This window comes from Pseudanabaena sp. PCC 6802, from assembly GCF_000332175.1.
GTDB lineage: Bacteria > Cyanobacteriota > Cyanobacteriia > Pseudanabaenales > Pseudanabaenaceae > PCC-6802.
In genome coordinates this window covers 498,623-520,778 of record NZ_KB235914.1, presented here as the reverse complement: position 1 = coordinate 520,778, position 22,156 = coordinate 498,623, and the positions used below count along the sequence as shown (strand labels likewise).

General features: G+C 43.7%; 17 protein-coding genes. 4 read left to right on the top strand and 13 right to left on the bottom strand.

The window, feature by feature from the left end; translation table 11 throughout:
• Positions 1–300 precede the first annotated feature (300 nt).
• From PSE6802_RS28160 to PSE6802_RS0107685, 4 genes are all read left to right on the top strand, one after another.
• On the top strand, positions 301–654 hold the full coding sequence (locus PSE6802_RS28160) for a DUF565 domain-containing protein (protein ID WP_036945591.1): 354 nt from the start codon (positions 301–303) through the stop codon (positions 652–654).
• Positions 655–1,130: 476 nt separating this feature from the next.
• Entirely contained in the window at positions 1,131–3,275 is a 2,145-nt protein-coding gene (locus PSE6802_RS0107695; RefSeq protein ID WP_019499478.1) for a GumC family protein, read from the top strand.
• A gap of 630 nt (positions 3,276–3,905) precedes the next feature.
• Entirely contained in the window at positions 3,906–5,228 is a 1,323-nt protein-coding gene (locus PSE6802_RS0107690) for a glycosyltransferase family 4 protein (protein ID WP_156815681.1), read from the top strand.
• Between the two features lie 58 nt (positions 5,229–5,286).
• The gene (locus PSE6802_RS0107685) at positions 5,287–7,611 is read left to right on the top strand and encodes a right-handed parallel beta-helix repeat-containing protein (protein WP_156815458.1); all 2,325 of its coding nucleotides are present in this window, start codon (positions 5,287–5,289) and stop codon (positions 7,609–7,611) included.
• Positions 7,612–7,616: 5 nt separating this feature from the next.
• Here the strand turns inward: PSE6802_RS0107685 and PSE6802_RS0107680 are convergent, their stop codons facing one another.
• The 13 genes from PSE6802_RS0107680 to PSE6802_RS0107620 all read right to left on the bottom strand — a co-directional run bounded on the left by PSE6802_RS0107680 (position 7,617) and on the right by PSE6802_RS0107620 (position 22,144).
• Positions 7,617–8,156, bottom strand: coding sequence for a putative colanic acid biosynthesis acetyltransferase (locus PSE6802_RS0107680; protein ID WP_019499475.1), 540 nt, complete (start codon positions 8,154–8,156; stop codon positions 7,617–7,619).
• Between the two features lie 31 nt (positions 8,157–8,187).
• Positions 8,188–8,970, bottom strand: coding sequence for a glycosyltransferase family 2 protein (locus PSE6802_RS0107675; protein ID WP_019499474.1), 783 nt, complete (start codon positions 8,968–8,970; stop codon positions 8,188–8,190).
• Positions 8,971–8,983: 13 nt separating this feature from the next.
• Entirely contained in the window at positions 8,984–9,625 is a 642-nt protein-coding gene (locus tag PSE6802_RS0107670; RefSeq protein ID WP_019499473.1) for a class I SAM-dependent methyltransferase, read from the bottom strand.
• Positions 9,626–9,719: 94 nt separating this feature from the next.
• On the bottom strand, positions 9,720–10,658 hold the full coding sequence (locus PSE6802_RS0107665) for a glycosyltransferase family 61 protein (RefSeq protein ID WP_162139216.1): 939 nt from the start codon (positions 10,656–10,658) through the stop codon (positions 9,720–9,722).
• A gap of 364 nt (positions 10,659–11,022) precedes the next feature.
• Positions 11,023–12,216: a glycosyltransferase gene (locus PSE6802_RS0107660; RefSeq protein WP_026103141.1), complete on the bottom strand. Its 1,194-nt coding sequence runs from the start codon at positions 12,214–12,216 to the stop codon at positions 11,023–11,025.
• 45 nt (positions 12,217–12,261) lie between these two features.
• Positions 12,262–13,458 carry a glycosyltransferase gene (locus PSE6802_RS0107655; RefSeq protein ID WP_019499470.1) on the bottom strand — a complete coding sequence of 399 codons (1,197 nt, stop codon included), beginning with the start codon at positions 13,456–13,458 and terminating at the stop codon, positions 12,262–12,264.
• Positions 13,459–13,757: 299 nt separating this feature from the next.
• Positions 13,758–14,714, bottom strand: a complete 957-nt coding sequence (locus tag PSE6802_RS0107650; protein WP_019499469.1) for a phytanoyl-CoA dioxygenase family protein — start codon at positions 14,712–14,714, stop codon at positions 13,758–13,760.
• A gap of 59 nt (positions 14,715–14,773) precedes the next feature.
• The gene (locus PSE6802_RS0107645; protein ID WP_202950693.1) at positions 14,774–16,108 is read right to left on the bottom strand and encodes an O-antigen polysaccharide polymerase Wzy; all 1,335 of its coding nucleotides are present in this window, start codon (positions 16,106–16,108) and stop codon (positions 14,774–14,776) included.
• A 432-nt stretch (positions 16,109–16,540) separates the two neighbouring features.
• Positions 16,541–17,719, bottom strand: a complete 1,179-nt coding sequence (locus tag PSE6802_RS0107640) for a glycosyltransferase (RefSeq protein WP_026103140.1) — start codon at positions 17,717–17,719, stop codon at positions 16,541–16,543.
• A gap of 85 nt (positions 17,720–17,804) precedes the next feature.
• Entirely contained in the window at positions 17,805–18,761 is a 957-nt protein-coding gene (locus PSE6802_RS0107635) for an alpha-1,2-fucosyltransferase (protein WP_019499466.1), read from the bottom strand.
• 10 nt (positions 18,762–18,771) lie between these two features.
• Positions 18,772–19,365 (bottom strand): hypothetical protein, encoded by a 594-nt coding sequence (locus PSE6802_RS33255; RefSeq protein ID WP_156815457.1) that lies wholly within the window; start codon positions 19,363–19,365, stop codon positions 18,772–18,774.
• A 583-nt stretch (positions 19,366–19,948) separates the two neighbouring features.
• Positions 19,949–21,094: a glycosyltransferase family 4 protein gene (locus tag PSE6802_RS0107625; RefSeq protein WP_019499464.1), complete on the bottom strand. Its 1,146-nt coding sequence runs from the start codon at positions 21,092–21,094 to the stop codon at positions 19,949–19,951.
• A 27-nt stretch (positions 21,095–21,121) separates the two neighbouring features.
• On the bottom strand, positions 21,122–22,144 hold the full coding sequence (locus PSE6802_RS0107620; RefSeq protein ID WP_019499463.1) for a CgeB family protein: 1,023 nt from the start codon (positions 22,142–22,144) through the stop codon (positions 21,122–21,124).
• Positions 22,145–22,156: the final 12 nt, after the last annotated feature.

Below are 22,156 nucleotides of genomic sequence, written 5' to 3'. Positions count from 1 at the left end.
TAGCCGCGACTTCCAGTCGCCAGGCAATATAGGGATAATTGCTGCAGATTTGCTATAAAAGACTTGTTCCCTAGAATATATAGCAATCACAAATGATTTGTGAAAAAGGGGGTGTGGGGGCTGCGCCCCCACGCAGGGGTTTCACCCCTGCACCCCGTTCGTACGTGATTTGTGAAAAAGGGGGTGTGGGGGCTGCGCCCCCACGCAGGGGTTTCACCCCTGCACCCCGTTCGTAAATGATTTAGGATCGCTATAAAACCATATTTAAACTACGGAACCGTACATTTCATATTCCAAGTCGTGCAAAACACTCGCCTCAACACCCTTGTTAATGTCAGCCAGGCTCGCCTAGCACGGTGGCTCGGCAATCCCTGGCGGCGAACGTCTTTATCCGTCATTAGTCTGCTGTTTGGCTTCCTGTTAGCATCGATCTTCACCACTTCCTTTGGAGCTAGATCGGACTGGGATACTTTCACCGCTGGTCTGATCGTCATACTGTCCGAGCTAATCAGTCATTTTGTCTACAGCCCCAGTCGGCAGGTTTTACCCGATGGTAGTCTGGCAAAGCGATCGCTACCATCAACTATGCTAAATTGCCTCAAGATAGGCGTACTGTATGGCATGTGTCTTGAGGCCTTTAAACTGGGGTCTTAGTATGACTTTACCGCTACAAATAAAGGGTTTACTCTAGCACTCCTATCTGAGTTGTAAAATTTCTGCGCCGACCGCCAATCGCTGACTTGCACAAATCATTTCGGATTGCCATATCCACAAATATAGCTATAGCCAATAGGCTTAGGACGGGGTGCAGGGGGGAAAACCCTGCGTGGGGGCGCAGCCCCCACACCCCCTGTCCTAACAGATCTGTCTACGGCTACAGTTAGATCGTTACTTGTCATGAATTAATTGTAGGAGTATATTCATTGGGTTAGTTATTGACGATCTATTGTCAGGATATAGATTAAGCGAAATGTAAATGCTTATCTGGAGGCAGGTTGTGGAACTTCAAGCGGAGTATAAGGTCACATCATATTAGCTCCCCCAAAGCTTCAACAGGTCGCTTGGCACCTGAGGTCGATCTGTTAGCTGCTCGAGCACTTTACGTAACGGCTGTTTTCGCATGCTAACCTATGAATCTCCTTGAACTGAACGTCCCTCAAAAGATCCGTCAACAGGAAGATAGCAATCCTCTGATCGGTCTATTAACGACTCTACGCCGTCAATGGCTACCTGCAACTATTGTTTTTGTTGGTGTCTTTGGCATTTCAGCATATTTAGCATCTCGGCAAAAGCCTTTGTATGAAGCCAGTGGCGAGCTAATTTTTAAAGTAGATAGAGCGGCGCGATTGACAGGGATCGGCGATGAGGAAAAAAAACAGACAAATTTACAAACCGAAGCTCGGGTTATCCTGTCTGCCCCCGTAGTAGAGCTGGCGGTCAAGTCGCTCGACCCCGCATTTAAGGACATTGACATTACGGATGGGTTGAGTGTAATTCCCAGCCCTGACACGAATATTTTAAAAGTTTCATATCAAAGCGAAAACCCCAAAGAACCTGCTGAGGTGGTCAATGCGTTGATGAAGAGTTACATTGCCAACGATTTGCAAGCAAACCAGGCAGAGTCTGTTACGGCCAGGAAGTTTATTTTGTCTCAGCTACCCAACGTCGAAAAGGATTTAGTAGATTCCGAACTTGCCCTGCGTAGGTTTAAGGAAAAAAATAGGGTAACCGCGCTAGCCCAAGAGTCTTCGTCCTCGATCGGAGTAGTCATAGGAACAGACAAACAAATTACAGACCTCAAGGCTCAGATCTCTAATCTGGAAGCATCTATAAGAGCTATGCGATCGCGACTGGGAATCAGTACCAACCAGGCTACTCTCCTCAGCACGCTGAGCGCATCGGAACCAGTAAAGCAAACTTTTGCCGAACTCCAAAAAGTCGAACAGCAATTAGCAGTCCAAAGCACACAGTATAGTGACGGCCATCCTATTATCAAAAGGCTAAAACGCCAACAAACTACTTTGCAAACCCTGCTGCAGCAGCGAGTTGCTGAAGTGATTGGCGGTGGTAAATCTATAAATTCTAAAGATTTACAAGTCGGCGGGCTAGATCTTGCTCTGATGTCCGATCTAGTCAAATCTGAAATCAATCGCAGCGGCCTCCAGCAACAGTTAGACACTCTGGAACGGTCGCTTAATACGTACAGCGATCGCTTGCGGGTCATACCTAAACTAGAACAAGAACAGCAATCCCTGGAACGCAAGATTGCAGTCAATCGCATTACCTATGAAAGCCTGTTAAAAAGACTGCAAGAAGTGCAGTTAGTAGAGAATCAGAAGGTTAGTAACGCGCGCGTACTCTCGTCAGCGGTCGAGCCTACTCAACCGATCGCCTCCAAGCTCAAAAGTAATCTGATGATGAGTGGATTGCTGGGATTGGCTGTAGCGATCGCTACAGCAATTGCCTTGCAAAGTATGGATACCCTACTTAGAACTACAGACGATTTAGAACGCGCGTTTGATAGTTATCCCTTACTCGGCGTTCTCCCTAAATTTGGCAGGAAATGGGTGGGTAGGCAAGATGCGATCGTATGCGCTGAGCCTGGTTCCCAAATTAGCGAGACGTATCGCATGCTGCAAACAAAGTTAGAATTCCTGAACGCGAATTGTCCTTTAAAGGTCATATTAATTACTAGCTCAGTTCCCTCAGAAGGCAAATCGACGGTTTCAGCAAACCTAGCAGCGATCGCAGCGCAGTTAGGAAAACACGTTTTACTTATAGATACGGATATGCGGCATCCTTCTCAACATGCAATTTGGGATATACCGCACGGGTTAGGATTAACCGATTTATTAGCGGGACAAACACCTGAGGGGTCCGTAATCCACACTGTAATACCTAATTTAAATCTATTATTAGCAGGTAAGCTACCCTCTAACACGCTATCATTATCACTACTAAAATCTCAACGCATGTCTGCTCTAATGGAAAAATGGGCCGATATCTACGATTATGTAATTCTCGATACACCACCTCTATTACCAGTAGCAGATGCCATGGTGTTAAGCAAGCAAGCTGATGGTGTATTAATTGTGGCCAGACCAGAGTTACTCAGTTCTCCTGATGCGAGCGTTGCCAAAAAACTTTTAGACAAGTCAGACATCAACGTGTTAGGACTGGTTGCCAACGGAGCAACCCCCAGAGTTTACTACAAATATCGCCACTATGCACCTACAGAAAGCAGCAAAAAACTCAAAAGACTTAAGCCATCATAAGCTGCGATAACTTCAACCGATCGAAGGGAGAGTTAATTTGGCAACAGAAATTCGATTTTTGTGTAACATTTGTGAGAACGGATACGATCTAGTTACAATAGAGACGCTATTATCTCTTTAATACCAAATTCTGTTCAGTTACCCCCTTTTACTTTAGCTACTACGTAGCTTTACCTCTAACTTGTCCTGCTGCTACAAGAGGCCAAAATCTCAAGCGTAATTATTTTTTTCTTTGCATATAGCGTTTTTCAATTGAGAACAGGTTTTATTGACGGGGTGAAGGGGTTCCACCCCTTCTTGGGGGCAACGCCCCCAAACCCCCTTCTCGTTTTCATCTGAAAACCGCTATAGCATGAGTCAAATAATTCACAATATTGTGTTTTTTGATAAATTTATGTGGAACAAATGAGTTATTGTTTAAGTCCTATAGAAAAAACCGCTGTGATTTACTGCAAATCCCCACATCAAAAGTGGATCTGGATGCTATATGCAACAGTTTAAATTATTGTTTCTGCGTTTGCGGATCGTCGGTCTTGAATCCTGAATGTTGAAAATCGAACAAAATGTGTTAGATATCTAACGCAAAGTAATGCTCTCTCAGCGTGTGGTGGGTGTATGTTTAACCTTCTGATGTCATTTTCCAATAGGGTGCTTTCGCCAGTAATCGATGTTCCGCCAAAACAAATTAAACAGAAGGATACTACAAAACAAAAGATAACCATCCTAACCCAGTTTTATCCGCCAGATTACGCTGCTACCGGTCAATTGATCGAGGAGCTAGCAGTTGCTTTAGTCAATCAAGGTCAGCCCGTTCAGGTATATACGGGTAAGCCCGGTTATGCCTTTAGTCAAATAGATGCCCCAAAGGAAGAATTCGTAGATGGAGTTCAGGTGAGGCGAACAGGAGCGTCCAGGATTTTACCGAAGCGCATTAGAGGAAAATTGATTAACGGCATTATCTTTTGCGCGCGCGCTGCCATCAGACTGAGAAATAAAGCAGCAAGAGGTTCGCACTTATTAATTACTTCGGCACCTCCTTTTTTATCTTTGGTAGGCTGGCTGTACAATAGGCTGTTTGGGCATTCCTATACCTGTTTAATCTACGATATCTACCCTGATGTCGCCGTGAGATTAGGAGTGGTCAATCCAGATCGCTGGATTGTAAAGATGTGGGATGCTGTAAACCGTATAGTATGGCAGCGCTCGCAGTCTTTAATCGTCTTAAGCGAGGCAATGAAGCAACTAGTGCTCGAAAAAGATTCTAGTCTCGAAGACAAAATTCACGTAATTCACTCTTGGGCAGATGTTAAGTTTATTAGACCCATAGCCAAGGAGAAGAATTTTTTTGTCAAGCAATACGGGATGGATCGATTTTTCACGGTTCTGTATTCTGGCAATCTCGGTCGCTGTCACGATGAAGAAACTATAATTCAGTGCGCCCGTTTGCTGAGAAACAATCCTGACATCAAGTTTCTGTTTATTGGTAATGGGGCTGGTAGCTTGAGAGTGCGGGAAGCAATTCATGCGGGATTATTACCCAACGCCATGCAGCTACCGTATCAAGATAGAGAAATTCTACCTTATTCGTTATCGGCTGGCGACCTATCTTTAGTTAGTCTCAAACCCAGCATGGATGCAGTAGTAGCTCCCTCTAAACTCTATGGAATCCTGGCGGCAGGAAGACCAGTTGCTGTCATTTGCCCTGAAGGTTGCTATCTCAGGGATTTAATCGATGAGGGAAATTGTGGAAACTACTTTGCTAACGGCGATGCTCAGGGTCTAGCTGACTACATCGAACGCCTGGCTCGCGATCGCCGTAAAGCTGAATGTTTAGGAAAGAATGCTCGACTTTTCTGCGAAAGGCGTTTTACTCTAGAGAAGATTTTGCCTTTATATCTACGAGCGCTTGGTCTTGAAATCAACTCAAAATCAAGTACCATATTCTCTCGATAGTCTTGCAAAGATTTGAGAGATAGCCGTTTAGCAGGAATCGATCCGAGAAGATAAGAGCGTGAGGTATATCTTTACATTTTTACTTGTATTTTTTAGCATAGTGGCATTCGATCGCGTCCACTTGCTACCTGTTTCGGCTGTCTCGCATTTTACATCTGGGGGAAGATCGTTCATGGAAGAGTTTATGGGGCCATTCCCGAGTTGGGCTAATCTCAAGACTCGTTACGGTGCGGTAGGCGACGGCAAGAGCGATGACACGCAGGCACTACAAGCTGCATTGAACGACCTTGGCAAAACGGGCAAGTCTAGCGTCCTCTATCTTCCCGCCGGCACGTATAAGATAACTAATCAGCTCGACCTTTCTAAAGTTCGTAATGTTGCGATCGTGGGCGAGTCTCCGGATCTGGTAAACTTGCGTTGGGCTGGGGCACCTGGCGGAACGATGCTGCGGTTCCAAAATACAGCCTATACCAGGGTTCAGCGCGTGACCTTCGACGGTAACAATACTGCTGGCAATGGGTTATGGATACGCTGGGATGGGAAAACTAAAAATTTCCCAACTACATTCGATATCTCAGACAACGTATTCAAAAATCTGCAAGTTGGGGTACGTGGAGGGAAATATCCAACTAGTGACGGTCATCAGGACACTGCTGCTGAAGTTGCTATCAACCGCAGCAAGTTCGTTGGGAATTCAACTGGCATTTTGTTGAATGACTGGAATACAGTTGATTGGTGGATTCGCGATTCTCTGTTCGATCGCAACAATAATGGCATTAGAGGAGAAATCGGCGTTTTCCATGTCTCGAACTCAGTCTTCAAAAATTCTACCAGTGGAGATATTTGGGCGCGAGATAACTTCTATATCGGTCTGCGCAACAACTACTCTGTCGGATCGCCCTACTTCTATCAGACAGGTGGCCCCACCTCATCTGGACAGATTGCTACAATTCAAAACAATACGATCCTGGACGCTACAGATACGGCAATTCAGATTAAGACACCCGGCCCCGTCACGTTGCTCGACAATAGAATCCGAAATAGTGCGGGAAATTCAAAGCCAGCGGTTACTTTCGGCGGATTTGTGCCGGGCAATGTCGTTGCTGTTGGCAACTCCTTTTCGGTTAAACACCCTATTAAAATCGATTCGACATACAATCGTTTTCTCGATCTCGACACTTCTGTTAGAGATAGATCTGCAATCCAAGCTTCCCAGCCAGTGCTTCCCCCCACGCCAGAACGCGCAACGGCTCCTGTAATTGAGGTCGATGCCCTGACAGGAGAAAGCATACAAGCTGCGATCGACAGAGCAGTGCGAGATTACTCGGGTCAGCGCCCAATCGTACACCTCCGGGCAGGTAACTATGCTGTCTCTTCGACAATCTCAATTCCTGCGGGCAGCGATCTCAGGTTAGTTGGTGACGTGGGATATCTAGCTTTTAGCGGAGTCTCAAGATTGTCGTGGCGCGGTACGCAGACTGGGCCAATATTGTCAATACAGGGGCCATCCCATGCCGTTGTCCAGGATATTTTTATATTTGGCGACTCAAATAAGCAGGTGCCAGGAATAGCGATCCAGGGTGTCGATCGACCTGGCGGGCGCATTTTCTTGAACCAAACCCAAACCAGTGCCTTTGCTAACACTGGCGCAGGTCTGCGCGTTAAAGGTCTTGACTACACCACTGTTGATGCCATCAACCACCAATTTGGTGGGGACAAAGGGATCCGCGTTATAGGAGGTGCAAAGACAAAGTCAGGACAGTTAACTACAGCGCGGGTAAATCTCTTCGGAGGCACTAGTGGTTCTGTAGGGGTGGGGCCATCTTTTCAGGTAAATGATGGTGGACGGCTCATAGTGCGGGATTCCTGGTACGAAAATGGCAAAACGAGAACTCCCATGCTCCAGCTATCGAGTAATAACAGTGGCAACATTACGCTCGACAACATGCGTCAACAGTATTTTGCCCATGGTGCTGGTGACACGCCGGTTATTGCGATCGATGGGTTTTCGGGGCAGGTTACCATTAATGGCATTGCCTTCAATGGTGCATCCATTCAGACAAAGGGCAGTAACCCTGACATGAATGTATTACTGCTGAACTCAATTTTTGGCAAACAAGATAGCTTCTCCTCGGAATTCTCTGACTCAGCAACCGATGGAAAAGTGTCATTTCTCCAAAATTGGACTACGACAAGCGGTAAAGGGCAACAGTATACCAATCAAGGCACAATCGATCCAGGCTGGTTGTATTCGATGTTAGCACCGCTTAGACAAGAGAAGTTAGCCGATCGCTCGCTTCCCGTACCATCCGATGTCACAGATCTGACTTTCCTACGAGTGGGTATAGAGAGCGTTTCAGATGGGTTCGTAATTACGCCATAGCGCTCTTAGAGCTTGCGCTGCTTAATGGATTGAGCTGGATTCCCTAAGTAAATTTGCATGGGTTCTAGTGAGCGCCCAGCTACACTGCCCAAGCCCAACACAGCGCCTTCGCCAACAGTTACGCCAGGGCCAACTACAGCCCGTGCAGCAATCCAACAACTGTCTTGAATATCAATGCTTGATGTAATTAGTTTGAAATCTGGATGTCGCCAGTCGTGATTGCCCGTACAAAGATAGACATCTTGGGAAATACAGACGTGATTTCCTATAGTAATGGGAGCCAGGTTATCTATCCAGGTATTCTCTCCAATCCATACATAATCTCCTACAGTCAAACGCCACGGAAATTTGATTTTGACTCCTGGCTTAATGCGCACGTGCGTACCAATCTGCGCGCCAAAGCACCTTAGTAGCAGCACTTTACAGATGGAAAGTGGAATCCAGTAGCTCTGCACTAACGGACTACCAATAAAGTACCACATAGCCTGTTTCCAGATAGAGGCTCCAGGACTATAGTCTCCAAGGTTATATTGGTCTAAGTGCATGAGACTTCCACTCTTCAAGATTGTTTCTACTCTACTGCTCGTCCATTTCTCGTTCTATGAGTCGTATCGCTAAGACGATCTCAGCTAGCATGCGCTGGAAAGCATAATACCACCCCGCCCAACCGTCTAAGATGCCGCCTTTAAGGATGAGACAATAAAACAAAATAATAAAAGGCGCAATTATTTTGTGCTTGCGGAGGCGATCGCCCAAACTCAGGTCTCTTACAGGGGTTTCTAGTAATTTTTTGGCTTCGATTATCATGTAGCGATCCTGCGCCCAGAGCCAACGCCCTAGAGGTTTGCGATCGTCATGATATATACAGCCAGCCAGCATTGCCGATTTCCCATCCACCCAAACCCGATGCGCGTGCCCGTCATCTTTGTAAACAGCTTTTTCCTTTTTGTAGATTACTTGCCGAGGTGGAAGTAGGGTGCCGCGTAAAGGACGACCAAACACGCAGTATTTGAATCTAGCAGCGTAAACATCCACATCAGAATCTGCTGACAGTGACTGAATCTCGCTGATTAGCCGATCGGTTAAGACATAATCGGCATCGAGCGACAGAACCCATTGCGATGAAATCTTGCCTAGCCCGTAATTACACTGACTGGCAAAGGAATCAAACTGTCGTTGGTAGACCTGTACTTGAGGATAAGAGTGTAAAACATCCAAAGTTTTATCTGTACTATAGCTGTCAACGACAACGATTCTACTTATCCAGGTGAGTTGCTTGAGAGTGCGATCGATATTAGGAGCTTCATTGAAAGTCAGGATCAGAGATGTAAGCTGTTCGCTTAATGGTGTGAAACTCATGAGAATATCAGCTTTAACTTGAGGCTAGGGTTGCAGAGCAGAGCATTCCTTTCCAGAAAAATGGTAATCTACCCGCAAACTTGAATTGACAGTTAATAAATCCTTCTTGCTCGACTAGACGGGCAAGGGTTTTGACTGAAAAGAATTTAACGTGCCCTCCATCCCATAGTGGATCGAAGTGACGATCCATTTTTCCGAGCAGGGCGATCGCCAGATTTTTTAGATAGCCGTGATAGGGAGTGGTGAGAATGACGTTACCCCCTGGCTTAAGGCATCTTCTCGCAGCTCGAAGTAGTTCCCTAGGATAAAGTAGGTGCTCGATCGTATCGACAGAAAGAACTACATCGAATGTATTTTCCAAATCGGCATAAGGCAGATCGTAAACGCTGGCATGTAAGAATTTGCACTCTGGGAAATGCTGGCTGGCAAACAAAACTCCCGAACTGGAATCCTCAACTCCAATTACTTCATGCCCCTGCTTGGCAATTTGCTGGCTGAGACTGCCATTACCGCAGCCTAAATCCAGCACTCGCAGTTTTGCGTGCTGTGGGGCGTACTGCGAGATTGTCTCTAAGATAACAGGTAACAAGTAGGCATGGTGATGTCCAGAGGCACTATCTGCATAGGAATATTCGTAGTTGGGAAGAGATTGCATGGGTTATTTAACAGGTGATGTAGAACTAGAGTACAGTACGATCTTTCTTGAAAATTCTTCTAATGATGTTGTCAAAAGGGAGAGATACTTGTCGTTAGGATAAGGCATTCTCTAGGATACTTCTCAATTGAGTTGGGTCTATGGAGAATCCTAAACCAGTTTTTTTACCGATTAAAAAAACGTACCTTAGATGTTTCAAGCTTGCGAGACGGTAGTAACAGTCAATAAAGTATCCAGGCTGAAAAAATTCCACAAATATCGAGCCTGGATTCATGAAAGCTATATGGGAAAAGGCTGCACCGTGACTACCTATCACTATCTCAGCTTGTTGAAAGATTTGTATCTGCTCTTCAAAACTATAATGAGTCATCACAACCGTTTCAAATCCAAAGTCAGATAATAAATTGTGAATATCAGCCTCATTGCTGAGATAACGATTTTTTGCATCCAACCTCGAAACATAAATTCGCGTTCTTTGGGAAGATCCTCTTTCGGTTATTGCGCGTGTATTAAGCCATTGAATTGCAAGAGGGGAAATATCATTAATTGTAGCTAATCTACTTAAAATGTGTAATTTCTCAAATTGATAAATACCATCATCAATAAGCCGAGTTTTATCGAGATATCCAGTTAAAGCAAGGCTTTCTCTTACAAATTTAGGAGCTGAAGCTGGTACTATGATTGGTAAGTCATGGATATCTTGCGCAAGATCGTATAAAAGCAACCTTGGCAGGATCTCGATGAGCCAATGGTATAAGTTATAGTACCAGGGGAAAGTCAGTAAAATTGATGGTTCTACAATTTTTATTTTCTTCTTAAAAGAGATAGTTTCAAGATCGAAAAGGTACTTAGGATTGTCCAGTATGTGCGTGCCAAGAAGGGCATCCTCAAATATTTTTTCATTCCACAGGTGCATCCCTGTAGGTAATGACAAATAAACGTTGTCTGCAGAGATAATACCCGCTGGACAGGTGCATCTATCTTTAGAGGAAGTTAGATATCTCATAAACTCCACTTCGTCAGATCCGGACATGAAAAATTCTGGCTCGCAGGAAGGAACTCGTACGGGATGTACTAAAATCAAAAAATTACAATCGGGCAAAGTTTGCGGTTCTAATAAAATTCGGTGCAGTCTTGAGGCCGATCTGCGACTGAAAAGATTGGAGAGAAATGTCCTAAGAAGGTTAGCTATAAAGATTTTACTTGCGTAAACTAGCCGTCTCAAGAATTGTCTAACCAACGATGCTCTTCCTTGAAATATCTTGAACTCATAGTTAAAAATGACTTTTTGTAGGGAAGATACTGGCATATTGACACCCGAAAGTAACATCTAGGTAGAAAAGTTTTAGCGATTGAAATCGACATGACTACTTCGAAAATTGTAGGGCAATGCGTTTTCAGTCAACCCCAGAAATAGGCTTTTGCTGGAGGATATCTGTATAAATTTGCTGCATGTCCAACGCAATCCGCTTCCATGCATATTTCTCACAGACAATTTGTCGAGCGCGATCGCCCATATCTATCCCTGCTTGAGGATTGTTAAGATAGCGATCGAGGGCTGATGCGATCGCCGTTACATCCAATTCTGGCACGTAACCTAGTTGTTGTTGCTGAACAACTTTAGCCAAGGCAACACCAGGGGTAACGAGCACGGGAATACCTGCAGCTAAAGCTTCTAGAACTACCACGGCAAAGTTTTCTGAATGGGATGTGAGCGCAAATAGATCGGCACCTTGCATCAACATGTTTTTAGTCTCACCTTCCACAAAACCCATCAGATGGGTACGATCGCGAATACCATGAGAAACTAGAAGATTCTCAATTTCCGCTTCATATTCTTTTGAGCCATTACCTGCGATCGCAAAAGTGAAACGATGGTGAGTGAGTTTACCTAGGGCTGGAATTAAATAATCGAGACCCTTTTTAGGATGCAATCGAGACAGAAATAAAATAACAGGTTCATTGGCAGAAATATTGAGATGTTTGCGAAGAAGACTGCGAGCATTAGGAATTGCAGGTGGGATAGCGAGTCCGTGCGGCAGGACGAAGCTTGGAGCTTTTAGATTTAAACGGGAAACATCTTGTTTTTCTTGTTCTGAAGTAAGATGAATTGCCTGCGCGCGATCGAGGTTGGCATGTTCGATGAGGCTAAGATATAGCTGCTTTTTGCGAGCGCTTTGCTGGAGCGACCATTCGCAAAGTTGTCCCAGGGGACGCACAATGTAGGGAATGCCTTGCAGGCGAGCGATCGCCATTGCCGCTGTCGATGCATAGGAAAATATGGCGTGGATGTGGAGCAGATCGTAGTTAGCGGCATTTTGCCACAACCATGCAGTAAGCTGCCTAGAAAAAGCAAATTCGCGGATGGCATCTATGTTAGGAGAAAACCTTGGGAAAAACTGAACCGGCACCTGCTTGTATTCCATCCACGCGCTCAAAGGCACTTCTAATAAATCCTTACCATTATCATTAGTGGTAACTATTTCAGCTTGAATCCCCACGTTTCGCTGAGATTTAACCATTTCCACCACAGCTTGACTCGGGCCACCTCGTACTGAAGCTACTGAAGGAATAATATGAAGAATTTTCATATTCCGGCTCTCAATCGTCTGTGGCAAGAATATCTGGATTTCATATTAAGTAGAACTGAGATAGGGGGCTAAGTAGCTAGCCAGAGTTTGTTGAAAACGATCGAATCCGAATTTTGCAATTACTTTCTGTCGCAATAATTCAGGTTGATAGATCTGGGAGTTGGAGTATTCACCTTGTAATATTTGAATTAAAGTTTGCGCGATCGCGCCCACATCTAGAGGATCGACTAAAACGCCTAGTTCGCCTTCGCACAGCGCATCAAGTGCTCCATCTCGATTCCCACCCAAAACTGGTTTGCCGCAAGCCAATGCTTCCAAGTAGACTATACCGAAACCCTCCGCCTGACTGGGCATAGCAAACACATCGCAGAGATTGTAGTGATCGCCAAGTTCGCAATCGGGGATAAAGCCCGCTAAGGTAACGCAATCTTGCAGATTTAATCGAGCAATTGCCTGTTCGAGCCGAGAGCGATCGCGACCTTTCCCAGCTAGAATATAGCGAACATCTGGTATCTGATGTCTAATTTCAGGCAGGGCTTGCAAGATCTGGTCGTAGCCTTTCTGTCTTTCCAGACCTTCTAATCGCGCCACGGTTAAAATAACGGGCTGTTCGGGTTTCAGCCTATATCGCTTTAACAGATAAGTTGGCTTGGCAGCAATTTGGAAGCGCTCGGGATCGAATGTATTGGGCAAAAGCGAAATTCGCGCTGGATCGAGATGCTGTTCTTGCAACAGGCGATCGCGCGTGTAATTACTTACGGCCAGGATGCGATCGGCGTGCTGGAGCGCCATTTTCAAGTGAGGGTTGGTAATATTCCAAGCATCTACACCGTGAACTACAGTCCAGTAGCGGATGCCAATTAGACGTTTCAGCAAGTAGGCAGCTACAGTGAAATTCACATGAGATGAAATAATTAAACAAGGGCGTTGCCAAAGTGCATGGCCTGAAATGTGAGTAGCAAAGGCAACTGTTCTGAGAGCGCTCGGCCAAGTTCCAGAAAAATGAAATTTAGAGTTAGCGATCGCCGCAAGGTTTGGCGGGCAACCAGAATCGTGTTTTAAAAATATATCATAGGTGACCTGAGGATATAAGTTTTGTAATGCTTCCAGCAAAAATGCTGAATAGACTTGAATCCCACCCTTAAACTCAAAAATATTAGGAAACCATAGGTGTAGATTTTTGTGCTTTTGAAATGCGTACTTTCGCGTAAAAACTGTATAGCTCTCAATTGCATCAGTCATATTTGAGTTAGTGATATAGCGGTTTTCAGATCGGAAAGAGTAGGGGGTTTGGGGGCTTTGCCCCCAAGAAGGGGTGGAAACCTTTCACCCCAAAAATGAAACTCGTTCTCGATTGAAAAGCGCTATAAATTACTGATGTTATGCGGAATCCTTATCTCCTTTAACCTGTACGTACCCTTTATACATAAGGGTCGCAGGGGCGTAGCCACCGCTCTGGTTTTGTTCCCCGCTCCCTGAGGGAGCGGGGTTAGGGGTGAGGGTTTCAGGATCTTCCGCGTAAGGTGAGTAAATTAAACAAATTATTGCGGATTGCTATCTCTCAAATAGACCCTGTTGATATAGGGATCGAAACGATTTCGGTCTGGACAAGTTAAAATGGGAGTTTTAGGACTATGCGGTCCTGGGAATAAAGTGTAGACTACAGAGATAATTAGCCGAGGTCTTGCTGTTACGACCATACCTCGGTGCAGTACATAACTATTCTCCAGCCATGCCATACCAGCTTCACCAGTAATCTTTGCTAAATTATCTTTCATAGGAAAGTTAGAACAATCGAGGTCTAAAGCTCTCGATCTAGGAGGTAAAAACCACTTATGAGATGACTTGATAAACCCATGAGGGCCAGTGCTCTCATCTACATCATTTAAGTAAATGAATAGTTTGATTTCCGACCAATCATCCACATCTCTATGAAATTCTTCCGGCTTGGCAAAAGATCTGAGGTTCGCGTTTGCCTCTGGATCGAAATCATTAAGCTTCCACCAAACTGCGAGGAAAGAAATTGTCGGCTTTGCGCCAAATCTCTCCTCGATTATGCTTAAAATTGTGGGATCGTTAGCCAACTCCCATAAATGCGGAAGACTAGCTGCGTCTTCATTGGTGTAGTAGGCATGAAAAGTAACTTTTGGCGCAAGATCTGGCGAACTAAATCTTCCCATCTCAGGACGTTGAGGATCCAAGCACAGTTTCGTCGCAAGATATGCTCTCATTTCTTCAACTTGAGTCTTGTCTACAAAATTATTCAGTACGACTACCCCATCTTCATCCAGGGTTTTATTTAATTTTTGCGCTTCTGGAGAAAGTTGATGGCCGATAGTTTTGGGCAGAAGGTTTGCTATTATTGACGATATAAACCTGCGACGCTCGGGATTGTAATCTATCCTCTGGATATAGAACAAAAGCCATCTGTAATCCGTAATTCCCTGTTTGATTAATCGAACGTATCTGGCAAGAGCGGTCTTTATAATATTTTCCATGTTTTTTAAGGCTTACTTCCCCCTCTATAGAACTTAACTTATAACTCAATGAGATTTGGCTATTTCGTGAACTTAAGCGGTCGATCGGGCAAGAAAAACCTGAACAATATGTACATAGATACTATTAAAGGGATCAAACCTCCTATCATAAGTGCAAAGTTTGATTCTTGATAAACCAAACTAAAGGAAGCTGCACAACCTACTATAAATTCTAAAGCACTCATGCGCGAATCGTTCAATTTAGCTTCGATTAGAGATAGAAAAATCCCTGCCAGGGACATTCCAAAAATCACTCCCCAATACCCAAAATTTGCATACATTTCTACAATCCAGGGAAGATTAAAAGAGGTAGTGAAATCATTGGCATTTAGATAATTATAACGCTTGCCAAATTCGTTGCCCACCCTCAATTCTGGCTTGTCAGGCCATACTATTCGAGGGATAAAACTCGTTAATAGTGGTAAATATGTTTTGCCGTTCCAGTAAGGTATTACTCTAGGAGTATCTTCCATTACTTTTGACAGGACAACTATTTGCGCCGATCTTTCAGCCGCTTGATCTAAAACAGATGTTTTGGGAGTAGCTTGCACTCTTGAGTCAAAATTAAATGTATATTTCTGATGGTGCTCGATCGCAAGATTGACAAATAATTGCACTTTTTGTATCGGATTGAGATCTGCTCCTGCATCATTCCAAGTTTGAGCGCGATATTCTGCTTTGGCAGGAGCTAATCCCAGATATAAAATTGCCAATACGCTGATTAAAATTACTGGAATTCTTTTGCGTTCGTACCAAATAACAATCATCATGAATAAGCATAAGATCATTATTTCCGCTAAAAGCCCGCTGGCTAAACGTGGTATTACCTCAAGAGGAACAAATACAAACAATAGCAACCGACTTTGAAATTTTGGCAGATGCCCCCTAGCCCAAAGAACGTAAAACATTCCAAAAATAACGTATATAGAGCCACGCACAAATTGACCTAGAGAAGGAATTGTTCGGAGGAATGGGATATATCTCAGAGCGGTACTTAATATCAGTAGCATCCATAGTAAATTTAGCAATTTGCTGAATGGGTAGTTTTGAGGGAACCGAATTGGCGAAACTTTTCTCCATAGAAAATACTTTGAAAAGTAGAAAGCTACGTTCATCAATGCCAATGCTATGAACGTTAGCATTAGCGATTCTTCACTAACCCTGGCTATAGACCAGCGCCCCGAAACTGATGCTTTACTAGCAAAAATAGATAAACCGAACCCACTAGCATAAAATAGTCCTACTAGCGGGAAGAAAGGCATCGGAGGACGATTGCGATCGAACAAATACTGGATACTTGGTAGAAATCCCAGCCAAACTATGCCCAAAGCTAGATATGCTTTGTCAAACGTCACTACTTTGGGGCGATTATCCAATAAGTAAAAACTATATGCGATCGCGCAAAATAGTAAAAAATAGCCGAGTCCCCTGATGTAACGCTCATTCGCTATCTGGATTTCAAAATAATTTTGCAGTATTTGTTTCCAGGTAGTTTGAGTTTCGCTAGAACCAGACATATAGCACTCCTATCTGAGTTGTAAAATTTCCCCGTCGATCGCTGACCGCTAACTTGCACGCATCATTTGGGGTTGCTATAGCTAGTATTAGCTAGCATTTCAGCCGTTGCGATATAGCGGTTTTCAGATGAAAACGAGAAGGGGGGTTGGGGGCGTTGCCCCCAAGAAGGGGAGGCAGGGCGGTCTTGGGGGTTACCCGCTAGAGCCACTGCCGTGTGGAACCCCTTCACCCCATCAATAAAACCTGTTCTCAATTGAAAAACGCTATATTTATTTGGAATATCTAATCAGTTCGTCTATTTTTGCATGCAGAGGAGAAAAAGCTGACTCGTAATTATACCTTTCTTCAAATGCCTTTCTAGCTGCTAAACACATTGTCTGATAATTCTCAAAGTCGCTCAAGATATCCCGAATAGCAGAAGCAATGGATTCAGGGTTGTTGGGATCGGCAAAGCGCACCCAAGTCTCATTACTAAGATATTTCCGATAATTAGGGAAATCGCTCACGATCGCAGGTAAGCCACAAGCTGCGTACTCGTATATTTTATTGCAAGCAGTCACGCAAGCTAAGCGATCGAAATGAGTACTTTTGTAGAGAGCAAAGCCTATTGTTGCAGCCAATGTAAGAGGTTGTAAATCTTGATAAGGTAGGGTACCTAAATAGGAAAAACTGTCTGACATTTTCATCTGTTCCACCCAGCCGATCAGCTTTTCCGCATTAGGAGCGGTAAGGAACCCCACAAATTTAATATTAACGTCTATATCTAAAAAGGAGGCTGCAGTTATACTTTCCAACATGGCACTGCTATCTGAGATGGAGCCTCTGTAGAAGAGCGTAATATGGGATCGACGTTTCTCAATTAACAAATTCCAATCTTCTGAAATTTTAAAATAAGCTTTTAAAGGGAAATTAGGAACAATTAGCGGTTCCTTTTTAAGATTCGCTGCCTGTTGCTGGAAAAATATCGCTCGGTCTTTGTCAGGGAAAATAATAACATCAGCTTTATCTATCCAGGCTCGTTCGGCTCGCTGAACTAGTCCTGTCAAGGAAGAGAGAGGAGCCAGGCGATCGCTAATTTCATGACATTGGTAGACTAGTGGAAGTTTCTGTCCCAATCGCAATTGACAAATGCAAGATGCGATATAGCCAAATGGATCGTAAGCATAAATGAGGGATACTCCTTTGAGAAGATGTCGCGATCGAGCCACAAAGTTGATATATTCCCAAAGCTTGGCTTTAGCACTTATCTGCTCTCGTTCCCGTACCGTTGTGTATTCCCCCAGTCGGTAGACTTTAACATTATCGGGATATTCGCGATCGGGAGGATCTTGATTGCGCCCGATTAAAACTATATCAAAATATTGCGATAATAAATGTACGGCGTTGACTGTTGGCGGATAGTAGTCGGGATTGGCATAGATAACTATCCCAATACTTTTTTTACCCATTGTTCTAACCTGAAAAATCATGAGGAGCTGAGTTGTAAATTGCTTCGCCGATAGCTGATAGCTGGTCGCTGCTAATTTGAGCGAATCATTTCAGACTGCTATAGGAAGCTTTAAATGCCGATCTGAGGTTATGAATCAGTAAATCTGGAACGCTCGTTGACTGAGGATCGAAGCCCCCTTCAAATTTGATCTGGCTGACATCTTGTGGAAACACTCCTCCGTGAAAATGTGCTGGATGCCATATAGTAGGACACTGTCCTAAATATGAAGCCCAATAGCTAAACGTACTGCCACTAGAAGCAATCAAAAGCTTACTTTTTGACAAAGTGAGCATATCGGATAGGGCAGAGGTAGTGGGAGCGCGACACGCTTGGGGAAGTTTTAGCAGTTCGCTTAGCTCGCAATCGCGGCCATCTGAAAATATAGTTACAGGCACGTCACAACCAGCTATTTCCCTAATAGTATCGATAACCCTAATGAACCAGCTAAAAGGGGTGCGCACGCCACCTAATTGGGTAAAATCATCTCCCGGTTTCAGAGTTCTAAAGTCACCCATGCGAATATGCACGCCAATTTGGGGTGCAGATCGCTTAGAAATAGCTGCAAGTACGGATGGGCGAATGCTTGAGAGTAATTTATCTTTGACGATCGGTTGATGCTCTTTTAAATCTACGAAGAAGTCACTCCAATGGGGTAATTGGTTAAAAATAAATAGATGATAGCCTGATGCTTGAAATTCTAAATCGGGTAGTTCTAGCTTGGATATAGCCGGATTATTGTGAACGTGTGGTTTCTTTAAACTCGCTAATAAATAAGTAAACCTGGATACATAATTTCTGCGAGAAAATAGATGGCCGTAATACCTCTTATCCCGTTCGCCCCTTAAATAAGGCCCGATCGCAAACTGACCCCAAGCAGGTGTAACAATAGGAAAACTATTAATATGGGCAAATAAAATTGCCCTCGCCCATACCAGAAGCATATTGCCTAAACCTGCCCTGGGTAATTGGGGATAAACTAAGAATTGAGAGTGTGGATGCATCTATAATCCTTTAGCGATCGCTCTTTTTATCTGTCAGCGAGGAGTAAAAAATTCTCAGCCCATCAACAAACAGTTCTGGATAATATTTTATCCAATAGAAACGAGATACAAAGTTTCCTTTTCGGTCAAACTGAAACATATTGCGTGCATTGCCTCGAAATAAGCAGATCCAAAGCGCCATGTTACCTGTGTGGTTAACTATGAATTTACATTTTGCGATTAAATGGGTAACTGCTAAGATCGTTTTCCCGAATTCAAACTTATTCAAGCCAAGACAATCTTCATCAAGCAAATGTAAGCCAATTTTGCCTTCTGTAACTGACATTTCCTCAAAAAACAAACACTGTTCTCCAAAGCGATCGATGAACAAATCTCTAACCTGCTTTTGATCTGTTTGGATTAATACTTTAAACCCTGTATTTTGCTTTAAAATTGCCTCAGCCTTATTTAAATACAACTGCGGGTTTGCCAGGTTAACCTCTTGATATTTATCTGTACCCCTATAGACAACAGCAATTATTTTTGCCGGATCGAACTTATATTTTTCAATTAACGCGCTCTGAATATCTAGAATATGGCTGCTCAAGTTAAAGTACTTTTGCATAAAAGGACTGAAAGAATAGTAATCCAAATTTTGATAAATGCCATGGGTGAGAGGCTTACGAATCTTTCTGTTGCGTGGAATTTGGAAGCGATCGTCTACTGAGAAATAATATGGAAATAAATCTAGATTTTTATTAATTTGTGCTTTTGTTTTATAACTATGGAAGCTATTTGAGAAATCGATCTTTTTTGGTGTTATATTTCTGTTGAACAGGTCGATTAGACTTCTAAAAGCAATGCTACAATTGGAGAAGAAGCCAGCATTCCACCCACAGTATAATGTTTCGTTCTCAATGTCAAAGTAACTATCATTACTTAGATTATTGCTCCGGCAATAATACAGCCTGCATTTTTTAGGTAGTGACCCTTGAAACAACCGTATCTCCTGTAATATCTCAGGCTGCCGGAGCAATAATTGGGTTATTGCGTACTTGCATGTCGATAGACAAATTTATTCCTAACTATATATAGCACTTTTCAATTGAGAACGGGTTTTATTGATGGGGTGAAGGGGTGGAACCCCTTCTTGGGGGCAACGCCCCCAAACCCCCTACTTGTTCTGATCTGAAAACCGCTATATTTATCTAAAAGGTTTCTAGATAGGCACGGACAATCTTTTCACCATAGTCATCCCAAGATAGTGACTTGCGCGCCCGCTCTAAGGCATTTCTTCCCATCTCATTTCGCCGATCAGAGCGATCGTAGAAAAAAAGTATTTTTTCTTTCAAAGCTTCTACATCCCGAATCGGTATGCAAAAACCATCCATCCCATCTCGCACGATATCATCTCCCCCTGTATTGGTTGTATGAACTACAGGTAGGCCGCACGCCATAGCCTGTGCTTGCACCATAGCCAAACCTTCTTCAATAGAGGCAAGGCAAAATACCGAACACTGAGAATAAAACCAGCGCAAGCGATTTTGAGGGTGCGTACCTTTATAAAGGATGCGATCGCTATGATATTTAGCTAAAAATGGCTTTATCTCTGGAGCGATCGAACCGACAAGCCACAGTTCGGCATCGGGCAGATTTAATTCGGAAAAAGCTTGCAATAAATACTGTACGCCCTTACGCAGGGATAGTGCCCCGCAGTGTATGACCCGAAAAATAGTATCTTCTTTAGGAACTGGATAAAATTCTGATAGAGAGGTGCCATAGGGAACGTGGATTAACTTGTTTTCGGTTATTCCCTGCTGCAAAAAAGTGCGTTTTACGAATAGACTGGGAACGGCTATTCGGTCAGCTTCACCATAGGACTCGATTTCTCTTTCGTATATCCCAGGATGTGTCGCAGTAAATTTTAATCCCCATCGTTCGTATTCTGCTTTGAGGATTTCTGTTTGGTAAAGCATGTGACTGCTACCTCGCTCAATTACTGTTTTTGCGCCTATTTCTTTAGCCTTCTGCAACGACCGGAAGTTAAATCCAGACCAACCTACAAACAAGTCAAAACCTGGCGACAAATAATTTGTAACTGAGCGATCGAATTGCTCTGCAAACCAAAGCTGTAAATTGCGATCGCCTCTCAACCGAACTGGTAAGCGCTGCCAACTGCGGCATAAAAGTTCCAGATGCCATATAGAATGAATTAACTGACTGTCGATACCATACTTGGTAATTGCAAAACTTGGATAAGTGGAAATTAATTGTTGTAAATGTCCTCTTTTTTGCAGTTGCTGAGCCAAATTAAAGGCATGAAATCTTCCCCATACTGAGATAACAACTTTCATTCTTTATTGTCGTTCACGTAAGGTCAGCTAATTATTTTTGATTTGCTCGTATATTTGGAAATTTTCTTCGATTCTTGCTGAAATTGTATTCTCCAGGGCTTTTTTATATCCTGCTTCTGCAATGGATGTCATGAGGGCAGGATTTTGCAAAAGGTAGTCTACCTTTTGTTTTAATTCATCAGGATGAGAAAAATACACTGCTTCCCTATCTTCTCCAAATAATTTCAGTAACGTACTGCTGCGTTCGCTGAGCATTAGCGTCCTTGTCGCTGGAATTTCGTATGTTCTAATATTGTGCCCGTCTTCATTTTGGGGGCGCAAAATATTGAGGCCGATTTTAGCAGAGCCTAATACTTCTGGAATTTCTTGATAACTACACATCCCTTGGCATAAACCTTTGAGCGCGGGTTCTTGACAGTGAGTATTCCAATAGTTAGATCCCCATAGTCCCAAGCGATAGTTAGCAATCGCCTTTAAATACTGCTCTCGCTTGCGGCTAGCATCCCAGTTCCCAATAAATGCGACATCATAAATTGGATTTTGCTGCCGCTTGGGAAAATGATATTCCAGATCGCTACAAAAAGGGTGGAAGAAAGCTCGTTTAACTCCATTTGCTAACAAGCGATCGACCAGCTCTTGACTCCAAATGAAAGCCGCATCCCATAGGGGAAACCCGCGCCGCACCCAAGAATTAGTGTGAGTACGATGAGCATCTACGGGATTATCTGTAAAAAATACAAAGGCTAAGCCATGCTGTTTAATAGCCAGAATGCTATCGGGGTGGAGCAAAAGCGGTGAAATCACTAAAGTTAAATCTGGTTGAAATCGATCTGCCATCTTCACTAACTTCTGATTTGCCAGTTTTGCCAGTGGTTGCCATGCCACTCGCCAGGCAGCTCTATTCAGTAACGAATTGGGAAATAGGCTGGGTTTAGACTCTGTCCACGTAAAATGCTGCACTTCACAACCAAAAGCTGAAAAGCCACGCCCGTAAACTTCCTCAGTACGTCCTACTTCCAGCGCTTGGCCGACAATCAAGACTTTTTTCATCTAAGCTGTCAC